This window comes from Bradyrhizobium sp. CB1717 (genome assembly GCF_029714325.1).
Classification (GTDB): Bacteria; Pseudomonadota; Alphaproteobacteria; order Rhizobiales; family Xanthobacteraceae; genus Bradyrhizobium.
Window position 1 is genome coordinate 2,076,949 of the sequence record NZ_CP121666.1, and the last position, 17,268, is coordinate 2,094,216.

The window sequence follows — 17,268 nt, forward strand, 5'->3', positions numbered from 1 at the left end:
GAAGCGCCGGATGAGGGGGTGTTTCCGCAAAATCAAATGTGAGAGTGCGCGCGGAGGGAGACCCCTCACCCGTCTCGCCGCTACGCGGCGAGCCACCCTCTCCCACAAGGGGAGAGGGAAAGCTAGTGCTCTCGGCTACTTCCCTTCCAGCGTATTGACCGGTGTCCAGTCCGGCGGCGGCGGATTCTGCGTTAGCACTTTCGCGCGTTTTGCAAACAGCGCCGATGCCGGATCGCTCTCCGCCATCTGCCCGAACGCATCAGCCGCCCTCGCAAACTCCCTTGCCCGCCAGCAGGCCAGCCCCTCCGCATAGGCCGCCGCCACCTTCGTCTGCGCGGCCTTCTCGGCGCCCCTGTCCGCCAGCGGCTCGAACACCCTGATCGCTTCGCCGCGGCCCATTACCCTGATTGCATCCAGCTCGCGCCAGGCGAAGGTGTCGCCGGTCTGCGCAACCGTCGCTTCCGAGGCCATGATCGCGGTGCCGTAATATTTGTTGGCGCCTTCGAGTCGCGAGGCGACGTTCACGGTGTCGCTCATCACGGTGTAGTTGAAGCGGCGGCGGGAGCCGATATTGCCGACCACGGCTTCGCCGCTGTTGAGGCCGATGCGGTGTGACAGGCCGTGACCGGCGAAGGCGGGGTTGTTGGCGTTGAGCTCTGCCAGCTTCTCGTGGCATTTCAACGCGGCGCGGATGGCGTTGCTTGCGTGGGCGGGATCATCCGCGGGCGCGCCGAACATCGCGACGATGGAATCGCCGATATATTTGTCGACGTAGCCGCCATGGCCCTCGATGATGTCGGTCATGGCGGAGAGATATTCGTTCATCAGCGTCACCAGCTCGCCCGGCGTCATCGTCTCTGCGATCGAGGAGAAGCCGCTGAGGTCGGAGAAGAACATGGTGACGTTGCGCATCTCGCCGCCGAGCGCCGGCATCTTGCCGGAGGCGACCATGGTCTCGATCACCTCGGGCGCGAGATAGAGCGCAAAACTCTTGCGCAGGAAACGCTCGTCGCGATCGGCAAGGACGAAGCGATAGCCGATCATCATCGCGAGGGCAACGAGGCTTGCGAGCGCAGGCTCCGTCAGGGGCAGCGCCAGCGCATGCACGAACGCGCCGACGGCCACGGCTGTGTAAACGGCGGTGACGGAGAGCCAGGCGATCAGCGCGCCGCCAGGCGCGAGCATGCAGGCCGCACAGGCGATGATCGCCGCAAGCACAATCGTGAGAATCGTTCGTGCCGGAAAGCCGAGCTCGGTCACGGCGTCATGCTCGATCAGATTCCGAACGACAGCGGCATGTACGAACACGCCGGCGATGTCGCTACGGGCCTTCTGCGCGGTGCCGGTGGGGGAGGGCAGGGCGCATCGTGGCGCCGGCGAGCCGTCATGTCCGCCGGACAATCGCATCGAGGTGAGCTTGCGGTCCTCGAAATTCAGGATGGTGCCGAGCAGTACGACCTTGCCGTCGAATGCGCGGTGGAAGAAATCGCGGTCGCCCTTGTCGGCGCAGGCGCGCAGGTCGGCGAATGAATAGGCCGGGACGTCGCGGCCGAGGCCGCGGAAGTTGAGCGTCAGCGTGTTGGGCACTGCGCTCGGGACGGCATAGCCGGACAAGTTCGTCTCACCCGACGGCGCGATCTCGGACTTGGCGTCGAGCGCTCGGGCAGCGAGCTCGACCGCCATCGCGGGAACACGCTTGCCGTCGATGGAGAAGCTCAGGGGCATCCGCCGGATCACGTCGTCGGTGTCGGTATGGACGTTGAGAGCGCGAATATTGTTCTTCACCGCGAGCTGCTGCGCGCGGTAGGGCCTGTCCGGATGGTCGTTGCTCAGGATTTCGCCGAGCACCAGCTTGCCGCTGTCGGAGAGCTGCCGCAGCGCGATGAGGTAGTCCCGGTCAAAGCCCTTCATGCGCGTGCCGAGCGGCGCTTCGCCAAAGGGAATCTCGGACTGTTCGATCGAGCTCGGAAAGATGACGTCGAAGCCGATCACCTTGGCGCCGCCCTCGGAGATGCTGCCGAGCACCCGGCCGATCTCGCGCGTCCAGGTCTGCGTCGGCGATCCCTTGAAGGGCGGCGTGTCGTAGGTCTCCCCGTCGATCGCCACCACGACGACCGGCGACGTCGCGGGATCACGGCGGTCGGGGACGAGTTTGCCGCGCAGCGCGGTGAGGATGTCGAGGGAGAAACCTTGCAGCGTCTGAAGCGGTGGTGACGTGAAGACCGCGCCCGCAAGGAGCGCGATCAGGATCGCCGCAACGATGTCCCGCCTGCCGATCCGCCGCATCGCGCCGTCGCTAGGCCGCCTATTCGAGCCGCAGCAGGCGGCCGACGATCGGCGTCGGCGATGACGTGGCGCTGGCATCGACCTGGAATGCGTAGCGCTTGGCGCCGAGGATGGCGAGATAGCTGCCGCCCGGCGTCAGCGACTTCCCGGCCTTGGCAAAATCATAGAACTTGCCGCCGACCATGACCTCGTTCTTGAGCGGCACGGTGATGGTGGGCTCCTTGCCATCGGTGCGCTCGATCACCAGCGTGCTGCCGCTCTTGGCCTGCACCAGCGGGGCTGTGCCGTAGAGCGTCGGCAGCTTGGCTGGGGAGCCCTTGGCATCCGAGCGCATCGTGCGGAAGGTGGTCGCGGCGCTCTGGTTGGCCTCTCGCTCGGACAGTTTTGCCGCATTGGTGTCGCAGGGCACCTTTTCCCGCTTGACCTCGCCGAGCTGCACCGTGCTCTGCTCGGCGCCGACCAGCACGACGCCTTCGCTGATCGTCTCGCGCTGGCAGGATTTCAGGTAACTGAGCGTGATGCTCGCCTTGGGTCCGAGCTTGATGATCTTGCCCGGCGCCACATAGTCCATGAAGGCGATGCCGTCGACCTTGCCTTGTACATCCTCGACAATTGCGGCCGGGGTCTCCGCCAAGGCGGGGGCCGCAACACAGAACGCGCCGACAGCGACGCCGATCAGACTTCTCATGGGAGCTCTCATCCAATTCGACCGATGTATTGCCGGTCCCCGTCCAGGTCCGATGCTTAGCAGCGGCGCGCCCAGGCAAGTGTGACCAGAATCACTCTTTATTATTGGTGCCACTCTAGCAGGAACAGGTTCAACCCGGCGACCGGAGAAACCGGAGCTGCGGCAAGCTGTTGGCGGGATGGATAATGTCAGATGGCCGGGACCGCCCCGGGCGCGCGCTCCTCGACCGGACGGCTCTCCGCTGCGCTCTCTATAATAGGAGCGAGCGTGGGCTCGGTCTTCACAAACGGTGTCGCCTGCTGTCCGGCGGCGATCTTCACGACCTCGTCCCAGCGCGACAGAAAGGCCTCGACGCAGGCCGGGTCGAACTGCCGTCCCGCGTTTTCGATCAGGTAATTGCGCGCCACCTCGAGCGGCATCGGCTCCTTATACGGCCGCCGCGTCGTCAGCGCGTCGAAGACATCGGCGACCGCGACCACGCGTGCGGCAACCGGGATCTCGTCCGTCTTGAGGCCGTTCGGATAGCCCGCGCCGTCCCAGCGCTCGTGATGGCCTGCGGCAATTTGTGCGCCGAGCTGGATCAGCTCGCAGCTGGAGTCCGCCAGGATCCGTTCGCCGATCCTGGCGTGGGTCCGGATCACCGCCATCTCCTCGTCGGTCAGCTTGCCGGGCTTGAGCAGGATGTTGTCGGGAATGGCGACCTTGCCGACGTCGTGCAGGGGGGCGGCCAGATAGATGTCGCGGCAGAGCCGGACCGGCAGGCCGAGCTGCTCGGCGATGATGCGGCTGTAGCGGGCGACCCGCAGCGTGTGCTCGCCGGTGTCGTTGTCGCGGTATTCGACCGCCAGCGCGAGCCGCAGGATGATCTCCTCCTCGCGCTCGCCGAGCTTTCGAGTCGCGGCTGCGACTTCACTGGCCAGATGCGCGGCGCGATCGTTGAGCTTGCGTACGGCTGCACCAAGCTGAATCAAATTCCGCAGACGCACCGTCATCTCGACGCTCTGCGGTGCCTTGGGCAGGAAATCGGTTGCACCAGCCTGCAGCGCTTCCATCTTCACGTCGTCGGTCTGGCGCGACGTGATCATCGCGATCGGGATGTCGGCGCAGCCGGGAAGGGTGCGGAGCGTGCGGATGAAGCTGATGCCGTCCATGTGCGGCATCTCGTAGTCGACCAGCACGAGGTCGAAGACGCGCTCGCGCGCGCAGACCAGCGCGTCCACGGGATCGAGGAAGGTGGTGGCCTCGACCAGACCTTCGGCCTCGATGTGTCGTTTCAGGAAGTTGAGGACGGAGCGGCTGTCGTCAACCAGAAGCGCTTGGGTCAGCATCGGCTGCGGACTTGTTCGGATGGCGAGGTATGACCTCAACAACTAGCCTTTGCGATTTAACGCGAAGCAAACGTTTCACCGGCGGCAAGCTGCTTCATGACTGCGCGCGGCGCATGAGATTTGAGCGAGCCATGCAGGCCTGCGTGCATACGCGAAGTTCTTCGAATTGTGACCCGTAGTTGTACGGAGGTATCCATTAGGGGTTTGCACACTCTCCATACCGAATAGTCGTCGCGCGGGATTCGCGCCATGCGTGCAGTGAGTCCCCGGAAATTTTGGGGGACGAATGTCGTCTGATGTCACTGAGCCGAAGTGGTCCCTACGGCTGCCTGCAGACTGCAGTATCGCTGCGATCCGCAGTGTCTATGACCTGATCCGCGAGGCTTTCGGCCGGCAGGACCGGCTCGAGATCGACTGCTCCAGCGTCGACAAGGCCGACGTGACCTCGATCCAGCTTCTGCTGTCGACCGCCAAGACGGGCGAGGCCCAGGGCCGCCCGGTGGTGCTCACCTCATTCTCCCAGTCTCTGCGCAACACCCTTCGCCGCGCCGGCTTCGCCAGCGATGCGATGATCGATCAGCAGTTCCCGCAAAAGAAAGATGGCACTTAATGGCCACGATTCTCACGGTCGACGATTCCCCCAGCATCCGGCAGATGATCAAGGTCGTGCTCGAGCCGGCCGGTCACAGCGTGATCGAGGCCGGTGACGGCGCGCAAGGGCTCGCCAAGGCCCAGGCCGGCAAGCTCGACCTCGTCATCACCGATCTCAACATGCCGGTCATGAACGGGCTGGAGCTGATCCGGGCGCTGCGCAAGCTGCCGAGCGCGGTCGGCATGCCCATCGTGTTCCTGACTACCGAATCCAACGATTCGGTGAAGCAGGAAGCCAAGAGCGCCGGCGCCACCGGCTGGATCACCAAGCCGTTCAAGCCGGAGCAGTTGCTCGCCGTCGTCGGCAAGCTGGTGCGCGCATGAGCGCGATGGACCCGACCGAGGTCTTCCGCCAGGAAGCCAGCGAGCTGTTCGAGGTCCTGGAAGGGGCTCTGCTCGATCTCGGCCAGCGTCCCGACGACCGCGAATTGGTCGATTCCGCCTTCCGCGCCCTGCATACGATCAAGGGTTCGGGAGCCATGTTCGGCTTCGACAAGGTCGCCTCCTTCACCCACGAATTCGAGACCGCGTTCGATCGCGTCCGCAAGGGCGAGATCAAGCCGACCCAGGAGCTGATCTCGGTCGCCCTTGCTGCCAAGGATTACATCCGCACCCTGATCGAGGATCCCCAGTCGACCGACGATATCATCGGCGAAGCCATCCTCGACGACCTCAGGCGCTTCGTCTCGGCGGATCAGCCCGCAGCTCCGGTCGTCGCGATCGCGGAAGCGCCGCCGCTGGCGTCAGCTGAGAGCAAGCAGGCCGGCTGGCATCTTTATCTCGAATTCGAATCCCACATCCTGCGCAACGGCTCCAACCCGCTCGACCTGCTGGAGGATCTCTGCAAGCTCGGCCCCTGCTTCGTCGTGCCGGTCACCGATGGCATCCCGTTCCTCGACGAGATGGAGCCGGAAGACTGCTATCTGAAGTGGGACGTCAAGCTGCACGCGGCCTGCGACAAGGATGCGATCGACGACGTCTTCATGTTCGTCCAGGACGAGATGAAGCTGACGCTCTCGCCGCTCGCGCAGATCGAAGCGCCGGCCCCGGCGCCATTGTTCCTGCTCCTCGACGAGGAGCCGGTGCCCATGGCCGAGATGGCTGCGCCGGTGGTCGAGATTGCTGCCGCCCCGATTGCGGAGCAGCCTGTCGCAAAAGCTGAGCCGAAGCCCGAAGCCAAGCCGGAGCCGAAGGCCGAGGCCAAGCGCGAAGAGCGCGGCATCGCCACCGTTCGCGTCCAGGCCGAGCGCCTCGACGAGCTGATGGACCGGGTCGGCGAGCTCGTCATTGCCCAGGCGCGGCTCAGCCAGCTCGCCGCCTCCGGCTCCGATCTCTCGATCAAGATGATCGCCGAGGAGATCGAGCGTCTCGCGTCCTCCTTGCGCGACACCACGATGGGCGCCCGCATGGTGCCGATCGGCTCGCTGTTCGGCCGCTTCCGCCGCCTGGTGCACGATCTGTCGCGCGATCTGTCGAAGCCCGTCGAATTCGTCACGACGGGCGAAGACACCGAGCTCGACAAGACCATGATCGAGTGCCTGGCCGATCCGCTGGTGCACCTGATCCGCAACGCCATCGACCACGGCATCGAGGACAACGCAACCCGCGCTGCCAACGGCAAGACCGAGCAGGGCCGGATCGAGCTCGCTGCCGTTCATTCCGGCGCGCAGGTGCTCGTCACGGTGAAGGACAATGGCGGCGGCCTCAACACCGCGCGCATCCGTGCCAAGGCGGAAGAGCAGGGCCTGATCGCCGCCGGCGCCGTGCTCACCGACCACGAGATCCACCAGTTCCTGTTCCATCCGGGCTTCTCGACCGCGCAGACCATCTCGGCGCTGTCGGGCCGCGGCGTCGGCATGGACGTGGTCAAGCGCACCATCGAGAACATGCGCGGCTCGATCGACCTGTCGACCAGGCCGGGCCAGGGCACCACGGTGACGCTGCGCCTGCCGTTGACGCTCGCGATCATCGAAGGTCTCCTGATCCGCGTCGGCGAAGGCCGCTACATCATTCCGCTGTCGGCGGTGGAGGAATGCGTCGAGCTGACGGCCGAGGACGAGCGTTCGCGCGGCCGCAACTTCCTCAACGTGCGCGGCAACCTCGTGCCGTTCCTGCGCCTCCGCGAGCTTCTGACGGCCTCAGGCTCGCCGGACAAGCACCAGAAGACGATCATCATCTCGACCGGCGAGACCCGTGTCGGCCTCGTCGCCGACCAGATCATCGGCAACCACCAGACCGTGATCAAGTCGCTCTCCAAGCTGCATTCCGACGTCACGATCTTCTCCGGCGCGACGATTCTCGGTGACGGCACGGCGGCGCTGATCCTCGACGTCGCCCAGCTCGTCACGCTGGCGCAGTCGAAGGTCGAGAAGCAGCACATCAGCGAGGCGGCGTGATGAACGATAGCTTGGCCGGAGAGCATCAGACGGGTGCGATGCAGGTCGTGATGATCGGGCTCGGCGAGGAGAAGTTCGCGCTCGACGCCGGCCTCGTGCGCGAGATCATCGATCCCGTGCCCGTGACCAAGGTCGCCGGCGCCCGGGCCTTCGTTCCCAGCGTGATCAACGTGCGCGGCAACGTCATTCCGCTCGCCGATCTGCGCCTCCGCTTCGGCATGTCGCAGCTCGACAATTCGGCCGACACGCGCATCGTCGTGATCGAGCTCGAGCTCGACGGCGAGCCTGTTCTGGTCGGCGTGACCGCAGACAAGGTCTACGAGGTCACGGAGATATCGCAGACCGACGTGCAGCAGACGCCGCGCGTCGGCATGCATTGGAAGCCGGAGTTCATTCGCTTCATCGCCAAATGGCGTGAAGAGTTTGTCATCGTTCCCAACATGGAACGCATCCTGAATTGAAATGAGGTCTCGGGCGAGACTGGGGTAGGGGCTGGAAATGAGATTTACGGTCAAGGCAAAGCTTGCCAGCGCGTTCGGCGTGGTCCTGATGCTCTCGATGGCGGCGGGCGGCCTCGCTTATGTGAAGCTCAGCGAGATGATCGACACCGCCGACAGCCTCGTGTCGCGCGCCGGCCGGATGGATCGTGCGGCGGAAATCGAAAAGGGAATTCTATCCCAGGTCCGGGCCGAGAAGAATCTGCTTCTCGCGCCGGATAGTGAGGCCGATCGCTTCACCGCCGAGATCGCCAAGCAGCGCGAGACGCTGCTGAAGCTGAAGGAGGAGATCCATGCCGCGGCCTCCGCCGAGGGCAAGAAGCTGATTGAGAATTTCGGCGCCGCCTACGTCCGGATGAATGCCGTTCAGGACGACGTCATCAGGACCGCCAGGACCGACAGGCCGAAGGCCATCGAGCGCTCGTCGATTGAGGCTCGCAAGGCGGTCGGCGAAGCCATGGAAGCCGCCAGCGTCTACATCACCAACGTCAAGAAGAACATGGCCGACCAGACGGCACGGGCTCACGAGGACGGCAACCGGGCCCACATGATGCTGATCTCGGCTGTGCTGGCCTCGGTCGCGATCGGTCTGATCGCGGCGATCTGGATCTCGATGAGTATTGCCCGCGGCCTTGGTCGCGCGGTCGGCCTTGCCGGCGCGGTTGCGAGCGGCGATCTCAGCCAAACCATCAACGTCTCCAGCAATGACGAGATCGGTGACCTCGTCAAATCGCTGAACCTGATGGTCGAGAAGCTTCGGCAGGTCGTCGAGGAAGCGCTCACCGCGGCCAGCAACGTCTCCGCCGGCAGCCAGGAACTCTCCGCCAGTGCCGAGCAGCTCTCGCAAGGCGCGACCGAGCAGGCCTCGTCCGCGGAAGAGGCCTCCTCATCGATGGAGGAAATGGCTTCGAACGTGAAGCAGAACGCCGACAACGCCAACCAGACCGAGAAGATCGCAGGCCAGTCGGCCAAGGATGCCGAGGCCAGCGGCGTCGCCGTCGGCCGCGCCGTCGAGGCGATGCAGACCATCGCCGAGAAGATCACCATCGTGCAGGAAATCGCCCGCCAGACCGACCTGCTCGCGCTCAACGCGGCGGTCGAAGCCGCGCGTGCCGGCGAGCATGGCAAGGGCTTTGCGGTGGTTGCCTCCGAAGTGCGCAAGCTCGCCGAGCGCAGCCAGGCCGCTGCCGCCGACATCGGCACGCTGTCGACGGAAAGCGTGAAGGTCGCGCAGGAAGCAGGACACATGCTGTCCAAGCTCGTACCCGACATCAAGAAGACCGCCGCTCTGGTCCAGGAGATCACGGCGGCCTGCCGCGAGCAGGACGTCGGCTCGGCGCAGATCAACCAGGCGATCCAGCAGCTCGACAAGGTCGGCCAGCAGAACGCCAGCGCGTCCGAGCAGGTGTCTTCGACCTCGGAGGAACTCGCCTCGCAGGCCGAGCAGCTCCAGTCGACCATCTCGTTCTTCCGGATCGAGCATGCCGGACGCAGCGAGAGCGCCGCACCCGCGCCGATCGATCGCGCCGTCACCCAGCTCCGCGCCAAGGCGGCGCACATGGCGGCAGCAGATCGCGGCGCGAAGAAGCCCGCGCCCGTCCGCAAGCCGGCCCGCGCGATGAAGGTCGCCGGTGGCGGCGGTTTCGCCTTTGACATGCATGACGGCGAAGACGACCGCGACGCCGAGTTCCAACGCTGATCGACCGGTCCGGCTTCGCGCCGGACCGTGCTCGTTTCCAAAACCTTCGGACCCCCTGGACTGCATCATGGCCGCAACCTCGCAATATCTGACGCTCGGGCTCGCTGGCGAGACGTTCGGCATCAGCATCCGCAACGTCCGCGAAATCCTGGACATGCGGCCGATCTCGCGGCTGCCGCATGCACCGAGCTTCCTGCTCGGCATGATCGACGTGCGCGGCAGCGGCTATCCGATCGTCGACCTCCGAACCAAGCTCGGCCTGCCCAGCGTCGCGGCCACTGAAGCCACCCGCATCATCATTCTCGACGTACCGATGAAGGACCGTCTGGTCGGCGTCGGCTTCGTCGCCGACTGCGTGTTCGAGGTCACCGATATCGACGAGCAGGCGATCGAGCCGATCCCCGAGGTCGGCGGTAAGTGGCAATCCGACTATGCCGTCGGCATCGGCCGCAAGGGCGAAAAGTTCGTCGTCATCTTCGACCTCGCCAAGCTGATGGCGAACGACAGGATCCCGGAAGCAAGCGATGCCGGCGCCGATGCGCCGCGCGCCGCCTGAGTTTGCAAGTGTGAAGCGTGGCCAAGCGTAAGCACCCCAATTCGAACCAACGAGCCCCACAATGAGATTCACCGTCAAAGCCAAGCTTGCCAGCGCCTTCGGCGTCGTCATCCTGCTCTCCATGATCGCCGGTGCGGTCGGCTACTTGAAGCTGGCCGACATGGTCGGCATCACCGAGGTCCTCGTCGCCCGCGCGGGCCGTATGGAGAAGGCTGCCGAACTGAAGGAAGGCGTTTTGTTCCTGGTGCGCGCCGAGAAGAACTCGATCCTGGCGGCGTCCGATGCCGAGTATGACCAGTTCGTCGCCGACCTCGCCAAGAACCGCGAAGCGGTCGCCAAGTCCAAGGACGAGATCTACGCCGCCGCCAGCGAAGGCGGCAAGAAGCTGATGGAAGGCTTCAACGTCGCGTTCGCCAAGCTGAACGCCTATCAGGATGAGACGGTCAGGCTTGCGAAGACGGACAAGCCGAAGGCGCTGGACCGTTCCATGCACGACGGCCGCAAGTTCGTCGCTGACGCGCTGGAAGCGGCCGACGCCTACATCAAGAACGTCAAGAAGAACATGGCCGAGCAGGCCGAACAGGCCAAGCAGGACGGCTCGCGTGCAGAGCTGCTGCTGATGAGCCTGGTCATCGCCTCGCTGTTGGTCGCTGCCGTCGCCGCGACCTGGATTGCGATGAACATCAGCCGGGCGCTGGCCCAGGCCGTCGGCCTCGCCGACGCGGTCGCGATCGGCGATCTCAGCCGCAAGATCGAGTCCTCCAGCAACGACGAGATCGGCGACCTCATCAAGTCGCTGAACGCGATGACGGTGAACCTGAATGCCACCGCGGCCCTCGCCAACGAGATCGCGCAGGGTAATCTCATGGTCGAAGCCAAGCCGCTGTCGGACAAGGACACGCTCGGCCTCGCGCTCGAGCGCATGGTGGAAAAGCTCCGGCAGATCGTGTCGGAAGCCCTGACCGCGGCGCAGAACGTCTCCGCCGGCAGCCAGGAGCTCTCCGCCAGCGCCGAGCAGCTCTCGCAGGGTGCAACCGAGCAGGCCTCGTCCGCGGAGGAAGCCTCCTCCTCGATGGAGGAGATGGCCTCGAACGTGAAGCAGAATGCCGACAACGCCAACCAGACCGAGAAGATCGCCGCACAGTCCGCCAAGGACGCCGAGGCCAGCGGTGCAGCCGTGGGGCGCGCCGTCAACGCGATGCAGACCATCGCCGAGAAGATCACCATCGTGCAGGAGATCGCACGCCAGACCGATCTGCTGGCGCTGAACGCGGCAGTCGAGGCCGCGCGCGCCGGCGAGCACGGCAAGGGCTTTGCGGTCGTCGCATCCGAAGTGCGCAAGCTTGCCGAGCGCAGCCAGGCGGCCGCAGCCGAGATCGGCACGCTCTCGACCGACACCGTCAAGGTGGCGCAGGAGGCGGGCGCCATGCTCGCCAAGCTCGTTCCTGATATCAAGAAGACCGCGGAGCTGGTCGAGGAGATCACCGCGGCCTGCCGCGAGCAGGACGTCGGCTCGGCGCAGATCAACCAGGCAATCCAGCAGCTCGACAAGGTCGGCCAGCAGAACGCCAGCGCCTCCGAGCAGGTGTCCTCGACGTCGGAGGAGCTTGCCTCCCAGGCCGAGCAGCTCCAGTCGACCATCGCCTATTTCCGTATCGAGCAGGGTGGAAAGGGCCAGGCCGCACCGATCGACCGGGCCGTGACCCAGTTGCGCGCCAAGGCGGCGACCATGGCGGCGGCGGAGCGTCCCGCCAAGAAGCCGATGGCGAGGCCCGCGCGCGCGGTGAAGGTCGCCGGCGGCGGCGGCTTCGCCTTCGACATGAACGACGGCGAGGATGACCGCGACGCCGAGTTCCAACGCTGAGTTTCTTTGTGGGATCGGCCCCCCAATCGGAGGGCCGATCTGTCTTCAGTCATTGCGTAGACGTGTAGGATTCAAGATGGCCCGTTCGGCCCGACATTCAGTGCAGGCGGCCGTCCCGGACCGAGGCATGCAGCCATGATGCCCGCCGTGCAGGATACGGCCGTGCATCTGTCGGACCGCCACTTCCGGACCATTGCCGAACTGATCGAGGGACAGGTCGGCATCAAGCTGCCGCAAGGCAAGCGGCTGATGCTGGAGGGGCGGTTGCACAAGCGCGTGCGCGCGTTGAATTTTTCCGACCTCAACGAATATGTCGACAACCTGTTCGAGGCCGACCATTTCGACACCGAGCTCACCCACCTGATCGATGTGGTGACGACCAACAAGACCGACTTCTTCCGCGAACCCCAGCACTTCACCTTCATGCGGGACGTCGCCGTTCCCGCTTTGCTCAAATCGCATGGCCGCAGGAACGCGAACCTGAAGATCTGGAGCTCGGCGAGCTCAACCGGAATGGAAGCCTATACGACGGCGATGGTGCTGGACGACATGACGCGAAACGGCTCGCGCTTGCAGTATCGCATCCTCGGAACCGACATTTCGACGGCCGTGCTGCGTCTCGCCAAGACCGCGATCTACACCCGCGATGTGCTCGCACCGGTGCCTGAGAACTTCGTGAAGCGATACTTCCTGTCGTCACGGGACAAGTCGCGGGGCGAGGTGCGGGTTGTGCCGGAGCTGCGGCGCATGACGCATTTCATGCGGATGAACCTCATGGATGCGTCCTATCCCGTCGATCGCGACGTCGACATCATCTTCTGCCGCAACGTCCTGATCTATTTCGAGCGCGAGACGCAGCGCAAGGTGATCCAGCAATTGTGCAGCCATTTGCGGCCGGGCGGCTATCTGCTGGTCGGACATTCGGAATCGATGATTCACAGTGCAGTGCCGGGCTTGAAGCAAGTTCAGCCAACCATTTTCCAGGTCTAGCCGGAGCGCAACCACAATGCCGAGGGAGAAAGTTCGCGTGCTGATCGTGGACGATTCGGCGTCGGTGCGCCAAATCCTCCAGACCATCCTTTCCGAAGACCCTGATATCGAGGTGATGGCGACCGCCTCAGATCCCTTCGTCGCGGCCCGCCGCCTCGAGAAGGAGCTGCCCCACGTCATCATTCTCGATCTCGAAATGCCGCGCATGGACGGCATGACGTTCCTGCGCAAGATCATGGCGCAACGTCCGATCCCGGTGATCATCTGCTCCTCGCTGACCGAAGAGGGTTCGAACGTGATGTTCGAGGCGTTCGAGGCGGGCGCGGTTGACATCGTGCCGAAGCCGAAGATCGACACGCGGCAGGCGCTGCTCGAATGCTCGACGCGGTTGCGCGAGGCGGTCAAATCGGCAGCGCGTGCGCGAGTCCGTCCGCGCTCGGAGCGCCGCGTGATCGAGCGGAAGCTGACGGCCGACGCCATCATCCCGCCGCCGGTGCAGGGCAAGGTCCGGCCGACGACGGAACGCATCGTGTGTATCGGCGCCTCGACGGGCGGCACCGAAGCGCTCAACGACGTCCTCGAAATGCTGCCACCGCATTGCCCGCCCATCGTCATCGTCCAGCACATGCCGGCGGGCTTCACCGCGGCCTTTGCCAGGCGCCTCGACAGCGTCTGCCAGATCCGGGTCAAGGAGGCCGAGGACGGCGAGCCGGTGCTGCCGGGCTGTGCCTATATCGCGCCCGGTGCCCGCCACATGCTGCTCCAGCGCATCGGCCTGCGCTACCAGATCGCGATCAAGGACGGCCCGCCGGTGTCGCGGCATCGCCCCTCCGTCGACGTGCTGTTCCGCTCGGCGGCCCAGCATGCCGGCGCCAATGCGCTCGGCGTCATCATGACCGGCATGGGCGATGACGGCGCGCGCGGCATGCTGGAGATGCGCAAGCTCGGCGCCTCGACCCGGGCGCAGGACGAAGAGAGCTGCGTGGTGTTCGGCATGCCCAGGGAAGCCATCGCCCATGGCGGCGTCGAGAAGGTCGTCTCGCTGCACAATATCCCGCGCGAGATCATGGCCTGGTACCAGGCCGGACATGCCGTGATGGCAGGTTGAGCGCGATGCCCGCCATTCCACCCCACACGCTCACCGAGGCGATCGCCGCGATCGAGGACGTCTCGTCGCGCATCGAGGACGTCTTCGCGCGGGTCGGTCACGAGCTCGGCCGCGGCCACATCATCTTCAAGGAGCTGAACCAGGGCCTCGCGACGCTCTCCGGGGAGCTCTCGGGCGCCGAGATCGAAGGCGCCGCGACCGCGTTGCAGGAGATCTCCGCCCGGCTCAGCGAGCTGGCGCAGGCGCTGCCGGCCGAGAGCGCCCTGCTTGCGACGATCGGCACGAGCACCGCCGAGGCGTCCTCGCTGCTGAAGCCGCTGTTCAAGCACATCCAGATGATCACTATCATCGCGCGCAGTGCGCGGATCGAGGCGGCCTCGCTCGACGGCGATCGTGAGGGCTTTCTCGCCTTCACCCAAGAAGCTTATGACCTCGGAAAGGCCGTGCAGCGCTCGCTCGAGGAGTGCGGAAAAGACCAGCAGCGCCTGTCGGAAGCCGTCGCCACCGCCTCCGGTCGGCAGAAGGAGTTCGAGAGCCGCTACCGGAATCAGCTGGTATCGGAGAGCGCAGAGCTCGGCGCGGCGTATAGCGGACTGCGCGACCAGCGCAGCAAGAGCAGCCATCTGGCCGACCTCGCTGGCGCCAGCACCAGGAAGATCGCCGAGGCGGTCGGCAGCGCGATCATCTCGCTGCAGGCCGGCGACAGCACGCGCCAGCGCCTCGAGCATGTCTGTCACGGTCTCGGCCTTGCATCGAGCTCGGCCCCGAGCCTCGTGCCCGAACCGGATGCAAGCGACGACGGCGCGCGCGCGATCTGCCAGTTGCAGGCGGCCCTGCTCATAGACGCCCAGCGCGAGTTCGGCAGTGACATCGGACAGATCGTCCGGGCACTGACGGCGATCCTGAACGATGCGGGCAGCGTCGTCGGCCATGGCCGCACGCTGTTCGGCGGTGAGGACGGCGGCTCGTCGTCGTTCCTGACGGGCATCAAGCAGACGCTGGCACATGCCTCGACATTGATCTCCACTTGCGAGGGCGCCGGCCGTTCGGTCGACGACGCGCTCGCGATCGTCGAGGACACGCTGGCGAAGTTTCGCCAGGCGATATCGGACCTTGCCGAGGCCACCGTCGACATCACCCTGATCGGGATGAATGCCGGCCTGAAGGCAAGCCATCTCGGCAGCCGCGGCAGCGCCTTCGTCGTCATCGCCAACGAGCTCAAGGCGACCGCGGACCAGGTCTCGGCGGGCGCGGCGCGGTTGAGACCCGTGCTCGACGGCATCGAGCGTTCGGCAAGAGAGCTGAAGGAGCTGCGCGTGCAGGGTGATCCCACGCAACTCGCCCAGCTCGAGCCGCAAATCCTCCAGGCGCTGCGCGAGGTCGAGGCGGGCAACGAACGGCTGGACAAGCTGATGAGCCGGCTCGTCGACGAAGGCGCCGAATTCGAAGGCCTGATGAATTCGGCGCAAGGCCTGATGACCACGCTTGGCGAAGGCTCCGCCGCCCTGCCTGCTGTTGCGGCGCGCCTCGAGAGTGCGGGCGCGGGCACCCAGCGGTTGCAGCCGCGAGCGCAGGACGAGGCTCTGCTCGACGATCTCTTCGCGCGCTACACGATGGAGCGCGAGCGGGACGTCCACCGTGAACTCTTGCAGACGCTCGGGCTTGCGTCGATCGCCGCCACGCGGCGCGTCGAGGCGGTTGAGGCCGCCGATGACGGCATAGAATTGTTTTGATGTCCGCGCCCGCGTCGCCTCGCGCCTCGGCCGCAATTCGACGGATCGGGTTTTCGGGGCGTTAACCTTGTCGACAGCGCCGGCGGGTTGGCCATTGTCGCGCCCCAGAGTTGGTCGCAAATAGCCCGTCAACTTCGCGTCGAGAAATTTCGTATGTTGAGAGACGGCAAATACGCGGCCTGGTTCAGGACCGCGCGTGGCCAGGGCACTGGCGTGGTGGATCTCGCCGAGGGCCGGATTTCAGGCAGCGACAGCTTCTTCACCTATGGCGGCTCGTATCGTGTCGATGAGAAGCGCTTCTCGGCGGTTTTGACCGTGAACCGGCACACCGATGGTCCGTCGAATGTGTTCGGGCCGGACCAGGTCCAGGTCGATCTCTCGGGTGTGTGCAACGGCCTGCTGGCGACCTGTTCGGGAACGGCCAGGGAAGCACCCGGCGTGAAGTTCGAGGCAACGCTGATCTACAGCCAGGAGGATGCCCCGGCCTCCGACGCCCGGTGCGCGGTGGTGAAGCTCAATACCGACAAGCTGCCGAAGGGCCTCGACAACCGTACCCGGCCACGCCCCGTGTTCACGCCGACCAAGACTCCCCTGTCCTGAAGCGCCGGCGTCTTAGCTTTGCATTGACGCTGTTGTCGCGAAAACATCGCGAGACTGCACTGCAGCAACCCTGCTTTTAGAGGTGACCTCTAGGTTGAGGCCCATAACAAAAGGCGGACAGGGACATGCCTCAGATCTGGATGACTTATGATGAATTCGCGACACTCAATGGCTGCAGTGCTGCCGAAGCACGGCTGCAGGCGCTGCATCTGTCGCTCGACCGCCGCAAGAGCCGCGACGGGAATACCCGCGTCAAGCTGAACCCTGTAATGATGGCCCGGTTTTTCGAGACCATTCGCGAGGCCGACTTCGCGCTCGACGATGCGATCGCGGCGCTGCGCGAGACCCATCGGCAGATGTCCGGCGTTCTCGCGACCGAGCAGGAGAGCTTCAGGCGCGGCGTGGCGTAACTCCGCTGCGTCACCTGCACTCCTAGGACGGCGACCGCGGCAGGAAAGCCAGGATGGTTTGGGCCAGCAGGACGCCGACGCTGCCGCCGGCGGCCTTCTGCAGCACATCTACGAGCCGCGGATCGCGATCCGGCGTTACTGCTTGCAGAACCTCGAGTCCGATCGCGACGGCCACCACGAACATGCAAGCCAGCTTGAGCCGCCCGGGTAACAGGAACGACAGAAGGAAGCCCAACAGGCCATAGGCGCTGAAGCGCTCGATGACGACGACCCAATAGGCCTCCGCGTGGCCCACGAGCACCGGCCTGCCCGCGAGCTTGGCGAGCGTGGCGTAGATGATGAGCGCGAGGCAGATTCCCGCGGCTGCGATGAGATGGTTGCGGCGCATGGCGCCAGCATAAAGGCTCTGCCGGCCAGCCGCTTTCGAAAGCCAAGAACATCGTTAAAGTTCATGAACCTTCA

Annotated in this window: 16 protein-coding genes; 12 read left to right on the forward strand and 4 right to left on the reverse strand. The window is 65.1% G+C overall.

Features of this window, described 5'->3' with window-relative positions:
• Positions 1-135: 135 nt before the first annotated feature.
• The 3 genes from QA649_RS09890 to QA649_RS09900 form a co-directional block, all read right to left on the reverse strand.
• Positions 136-2,286 (reverse strand): adenylate/guanylate cyclase domain-containing protein, encoded by a 2,151-nt coding sequence (locus tag QA649_RS09890; protein ID WP_283024009.1) that lies wholly within the window; start codon positions 2,284-2,286, stop codon positions 136-138.
• Positions 2,287-2,305: 19 nt separating this feature from the next.
• A complete protein-coding gene (locus QA649_RS09895) occupies positions 2,306-2,974 on the reverse strand; it encodes a hypothetical protein (RefSeq protein ID WP_283024010.1) in 669 nt (222 codons plus the stop codon).
• A gap of 188 nt (positions 2,975-3,162) precedes the next feature.
• Positions 3,163-4,302: an HD domain-containing phosphohydrolase gene (locus tag QA649_RS09900; RefSeq protein ID WP_283024011.1), complete on the reverse strand. Its 1,140-nt coding sequence runs from the start codon at positions 4,300-4,302 to the stop codon at positions 3,163-3,165.
• Between the two features lie 286 nt (positions 4,303-4,588).
• Between QA649_RS09900 and QA649_RS09905 the strand changes: the two genes are divergently transcribed.
• From QA649_RS09905 to QA649_RS09960, 12 genes are all read left to right on the forward strand, one after another.
• Positions 4,589-4,912 (forward strand): STAS domain-containing protein, encoded by a 324-nt coding sequence (locus QA649_RS09905; protein ID WP_283024012.1) that lies wholly within the window; start codon positions 4,589-4,591, stop codon positions 4,910-4,912.
• On the forward strand, positions 4,912-5,277 hold the full coding sequence (locus QA649_RS09910; protein ID WP_283024013.1) for a response regulator: 366 nt from the start codon (positions 4,912-4,914) through the stop codon (positions 5,275-5,277). Before QA649_RS09905 ends, QA649_RS09910 begins: the two co-directional genes overlap by 1 nt.
• Entirely contained in the window at positions 5,274-7,349 is a 2,076-nt protein-coding gene (locus QA649_RS09915; protein ID WP_283024014.1) for a chemotaxis protein CheA, read from the forward strand. The genes QA649_RS09910 and QA649_RS09915 overlap by 4 nt, the downstream gene beginning before the upstream one ends.
• A complete protein-coding gene (locus QA649_RS09920; protein ID WP_283024015.1) occupies positions 7,349-7,810 on the forward strand; it encodes a chemotaxis protein CheW in 462 nt (153 codons plus the stop codon). Before QA649_RS09915 ends, QA649_RS09920 begins: the two co-directional genes overlap by 1 nt.
• Positions 7,811-7,847: 37 nt before the next feature.
• The gene (locus QA649_RS09925; protein WP_283024016.1) at positions 7,848-9,545 is read left to right on the forward strand and encodes a methyl-accepting chemotaxis protein; all 1,698 of its coding nucleotides are present in this window, start codon (positions 7,848-7,850) and stop codon (positions 9,543-9,545) included.
• Positions 9,546-9,612: 67 nt separating this feature from the next.
• Positions 9,613-10,101: a chemotaxis protein CheW gene (locus tag QA649_RS09930; protein WP_283024017.1), complete on the forward strand. Its 489-nt coding sequence runs from the start codon at positions 9,613-9,615 to the stop codon at positions 10,099-10,101.
• A 61-nt stretch (positions 10,102-10,162) separates the two neighbouring features.
• Positions 10,163-11,965 carry a methyl-accepting chemotaxis protein gene (locus QA649_RS09935; RefSeq protein ID WP_283024018.1) on the forward strand — a complete coding sequence of 601 codons (1,803 nt, stop codon included), beginning with the start codon at positions 10,163-10,165 and terminating at the stop codon, positions 11,963-11,965.
• A 135-nt stretch (positions 11,966-12,100) separates the two neighbouring features.
• Positions 12,101-12,955 carry a CheR family methyltransferase gene (locus QA649_RS09940; protein WP_283024019.1) on the forward strand — a complete coding sequence of 285 codons (855 nt, stop codon included), beginning with the start codon at positions 12,101-12,103 and terminating at the stop codon, positions 12,953-12,955.
• 16 nt (positions 12,956-12,971) lie between these two features.
• Positions 12,972-14,063: a chemotaxis response regulator protein-glutamate methylesterase gene (locus tag QA649_RS09945; RefSeq protein WP_283024020.1), complete on the forward strand. Its 1,092-nt coding sequence runs from the start codon at positions 12,972-12,974 to the stop codon at positions 14,061-14,063.
• Positions 14,064-14,068: 5 nt separating this feature from the next.
• Complete coding sequence (locus QA649_RS09950) at positions 14,069-15,796, forward strand: chemotaxis protein (protein ID WP_283024021.1); 1,728 nt, start codon at positions 14,069-14,071, stop codon at positions 15,794-15,796.
• A gap of 153 nt (positions 15,797-15,949) precedes the next feature.
• Positions 15,950-16,396, forward strand: a complete 447-nt coding sequence (locus QA649_RS09955) for a hypothetical protein (protein ID WP_283024022.1) — start codon at positions 15,950-15,952, stop codon at positions 16,394-16,396.
• A 125-nt stretch (positions 16,397-16,521) separates the two neighbouring features.
• Entirely contained in the window at positions 16,522-16,806 is a 285-nt protein-coding gene (locus QA649_RS09960) for a hypothetical protein (RefSeq protein ID WP_283024023.1), read from the forward strand.
• A gap of 22 nt (positions 16,807-16,828) precedes the next feature.
• Here QA649_RS09960 and QA649_RS09965 read toward each other — a convergent pair whose 3' ends face one another.
• Entirely contained in the window at positions 16,829-17,194 is a 366-nt protein-coding gene (locus QA649_RS09965; protein ID WP_283024024.1) for a VanZ family protein, read from the reverse strand.
• Positions 17,195-17,268: the final 74 nt, after the last annotated feature.

Excerpts from the sequence above, each read along its gene's own strand:
- QA649_RS09890 (WP_283024009.1), bottom strand. The coding sequence starts at position 2,286 with ATGCGGCGGATCGGCAGGCGGGACATCGTTGCGGCGATCCTGATCGCG.
- QA649_RS09895 (WP_283024010.1), bottom strand. The coding sequence starts at position 2,974 with ATGAGAAGTCTGATCGGCGTCGCTGTCGGCGCGTTCTGTGTTGCGGCC.
- QA649_RS09900 (WP_283024011.1), bottom strand. The coding sequence starts at position 4,302 with ATGCTGACCCAAGCGCTTCTGGTTGACGACAGCCGCTCCGTCCTCAAC.
- QA649_RS09905 (WP_283024012.1), top strand. The coding sequence starts at position 4,589 with ATGTCGTCTGATGTCACTGAGCCGAAGTGGTCCCTACGGCTGCCTGCA.
- QA649_RS09910 (WP_283024013.1), top strand. The coding sequence starts at position 4,912 with ATGGCCACGATTCTCACGGTCGACGATTCCCCCAGCATCCGGCAGATG.
- QA649_RS09915 (WP_283024014.1), top strand. The coding sequence starts at position 5,274 with ATGAGCGCGATGGACCCGACCGAGGTCTTCCGCCAGGAAGCCAGCGAG.
- QA649_RS09920 (WP_283024015.1), top strand. The coding sequence starts at position 7,349 with ATGAACGATAGCTTGGCCGGAGAGCATCAGACGGGTGCGATGCAGGTC.
- QA649_RS09925 (WP_283024016.1), top strand. The coding sequence starts at position 7,848 with ATGAGATTTACGGTCAAGGCAAAGCTTGCCAGCGCGTTCGGCGTGGTC.
- QA649_RS09930 (WP_283024017.1), top strand. The coding sequence starts at position 9,613 with ATGGCCGCAACCTCGCAATATCTGACGCTCGGGCTCGCTGGCGAGACG.
- QA649_RS09935 (WP_283024018.1), top strand. The coding sequence starts at position 10,163 with ATGAGATTCACCGTCAAAGCCAAGCTTGCCAGCGCCTTCGGCGTCGTC.
- QA649_RS09940 (WP_283024019.1), top strand. The coding sequence starts at position 12,101 with ATGATGCCCGCCGTGCAGGATACGGCCGTGCATCTGTCGGACCGCCAC.
- QA649_RS09945 (WP_283024020.1), top strand. The coding sequence starts at position 12,972 with ATGCCGAGGGAGAAAGTTCGCGTGCTGATCGTGGACGATTCGGCGTCG.
- QA649_RS09950 (WP_283024021.1), top strand. The coding sequence starts at position 14,069 with ATGCCCGCCATTCCACCCCACACGCTCACCGAGGCGATCGCCGCGATC.
- QA649_RS09955 (WP_283024022.1), top strand. The coding sequence starts at position 15,950 with ATGTTGAGAGACGGCAAATACGCGGCCTGGTTCAGGACCGCGCGTGGC.
- QA649_RS09960 (WP_283024023.1), top strand. The coding sequence starts at position 16,522 with ATGCCTCAGATCTGGATGACTTATGATGAATTCGCGACACTCAATGGC.
- QA649_RS09965 (WP_283024024.1), bottom strand. The coding sequence starts at position 17,194 with ATGCGCCGCAACCATCTCATCGCAGCCGCGGGAATCTGCCTCGCGCTC.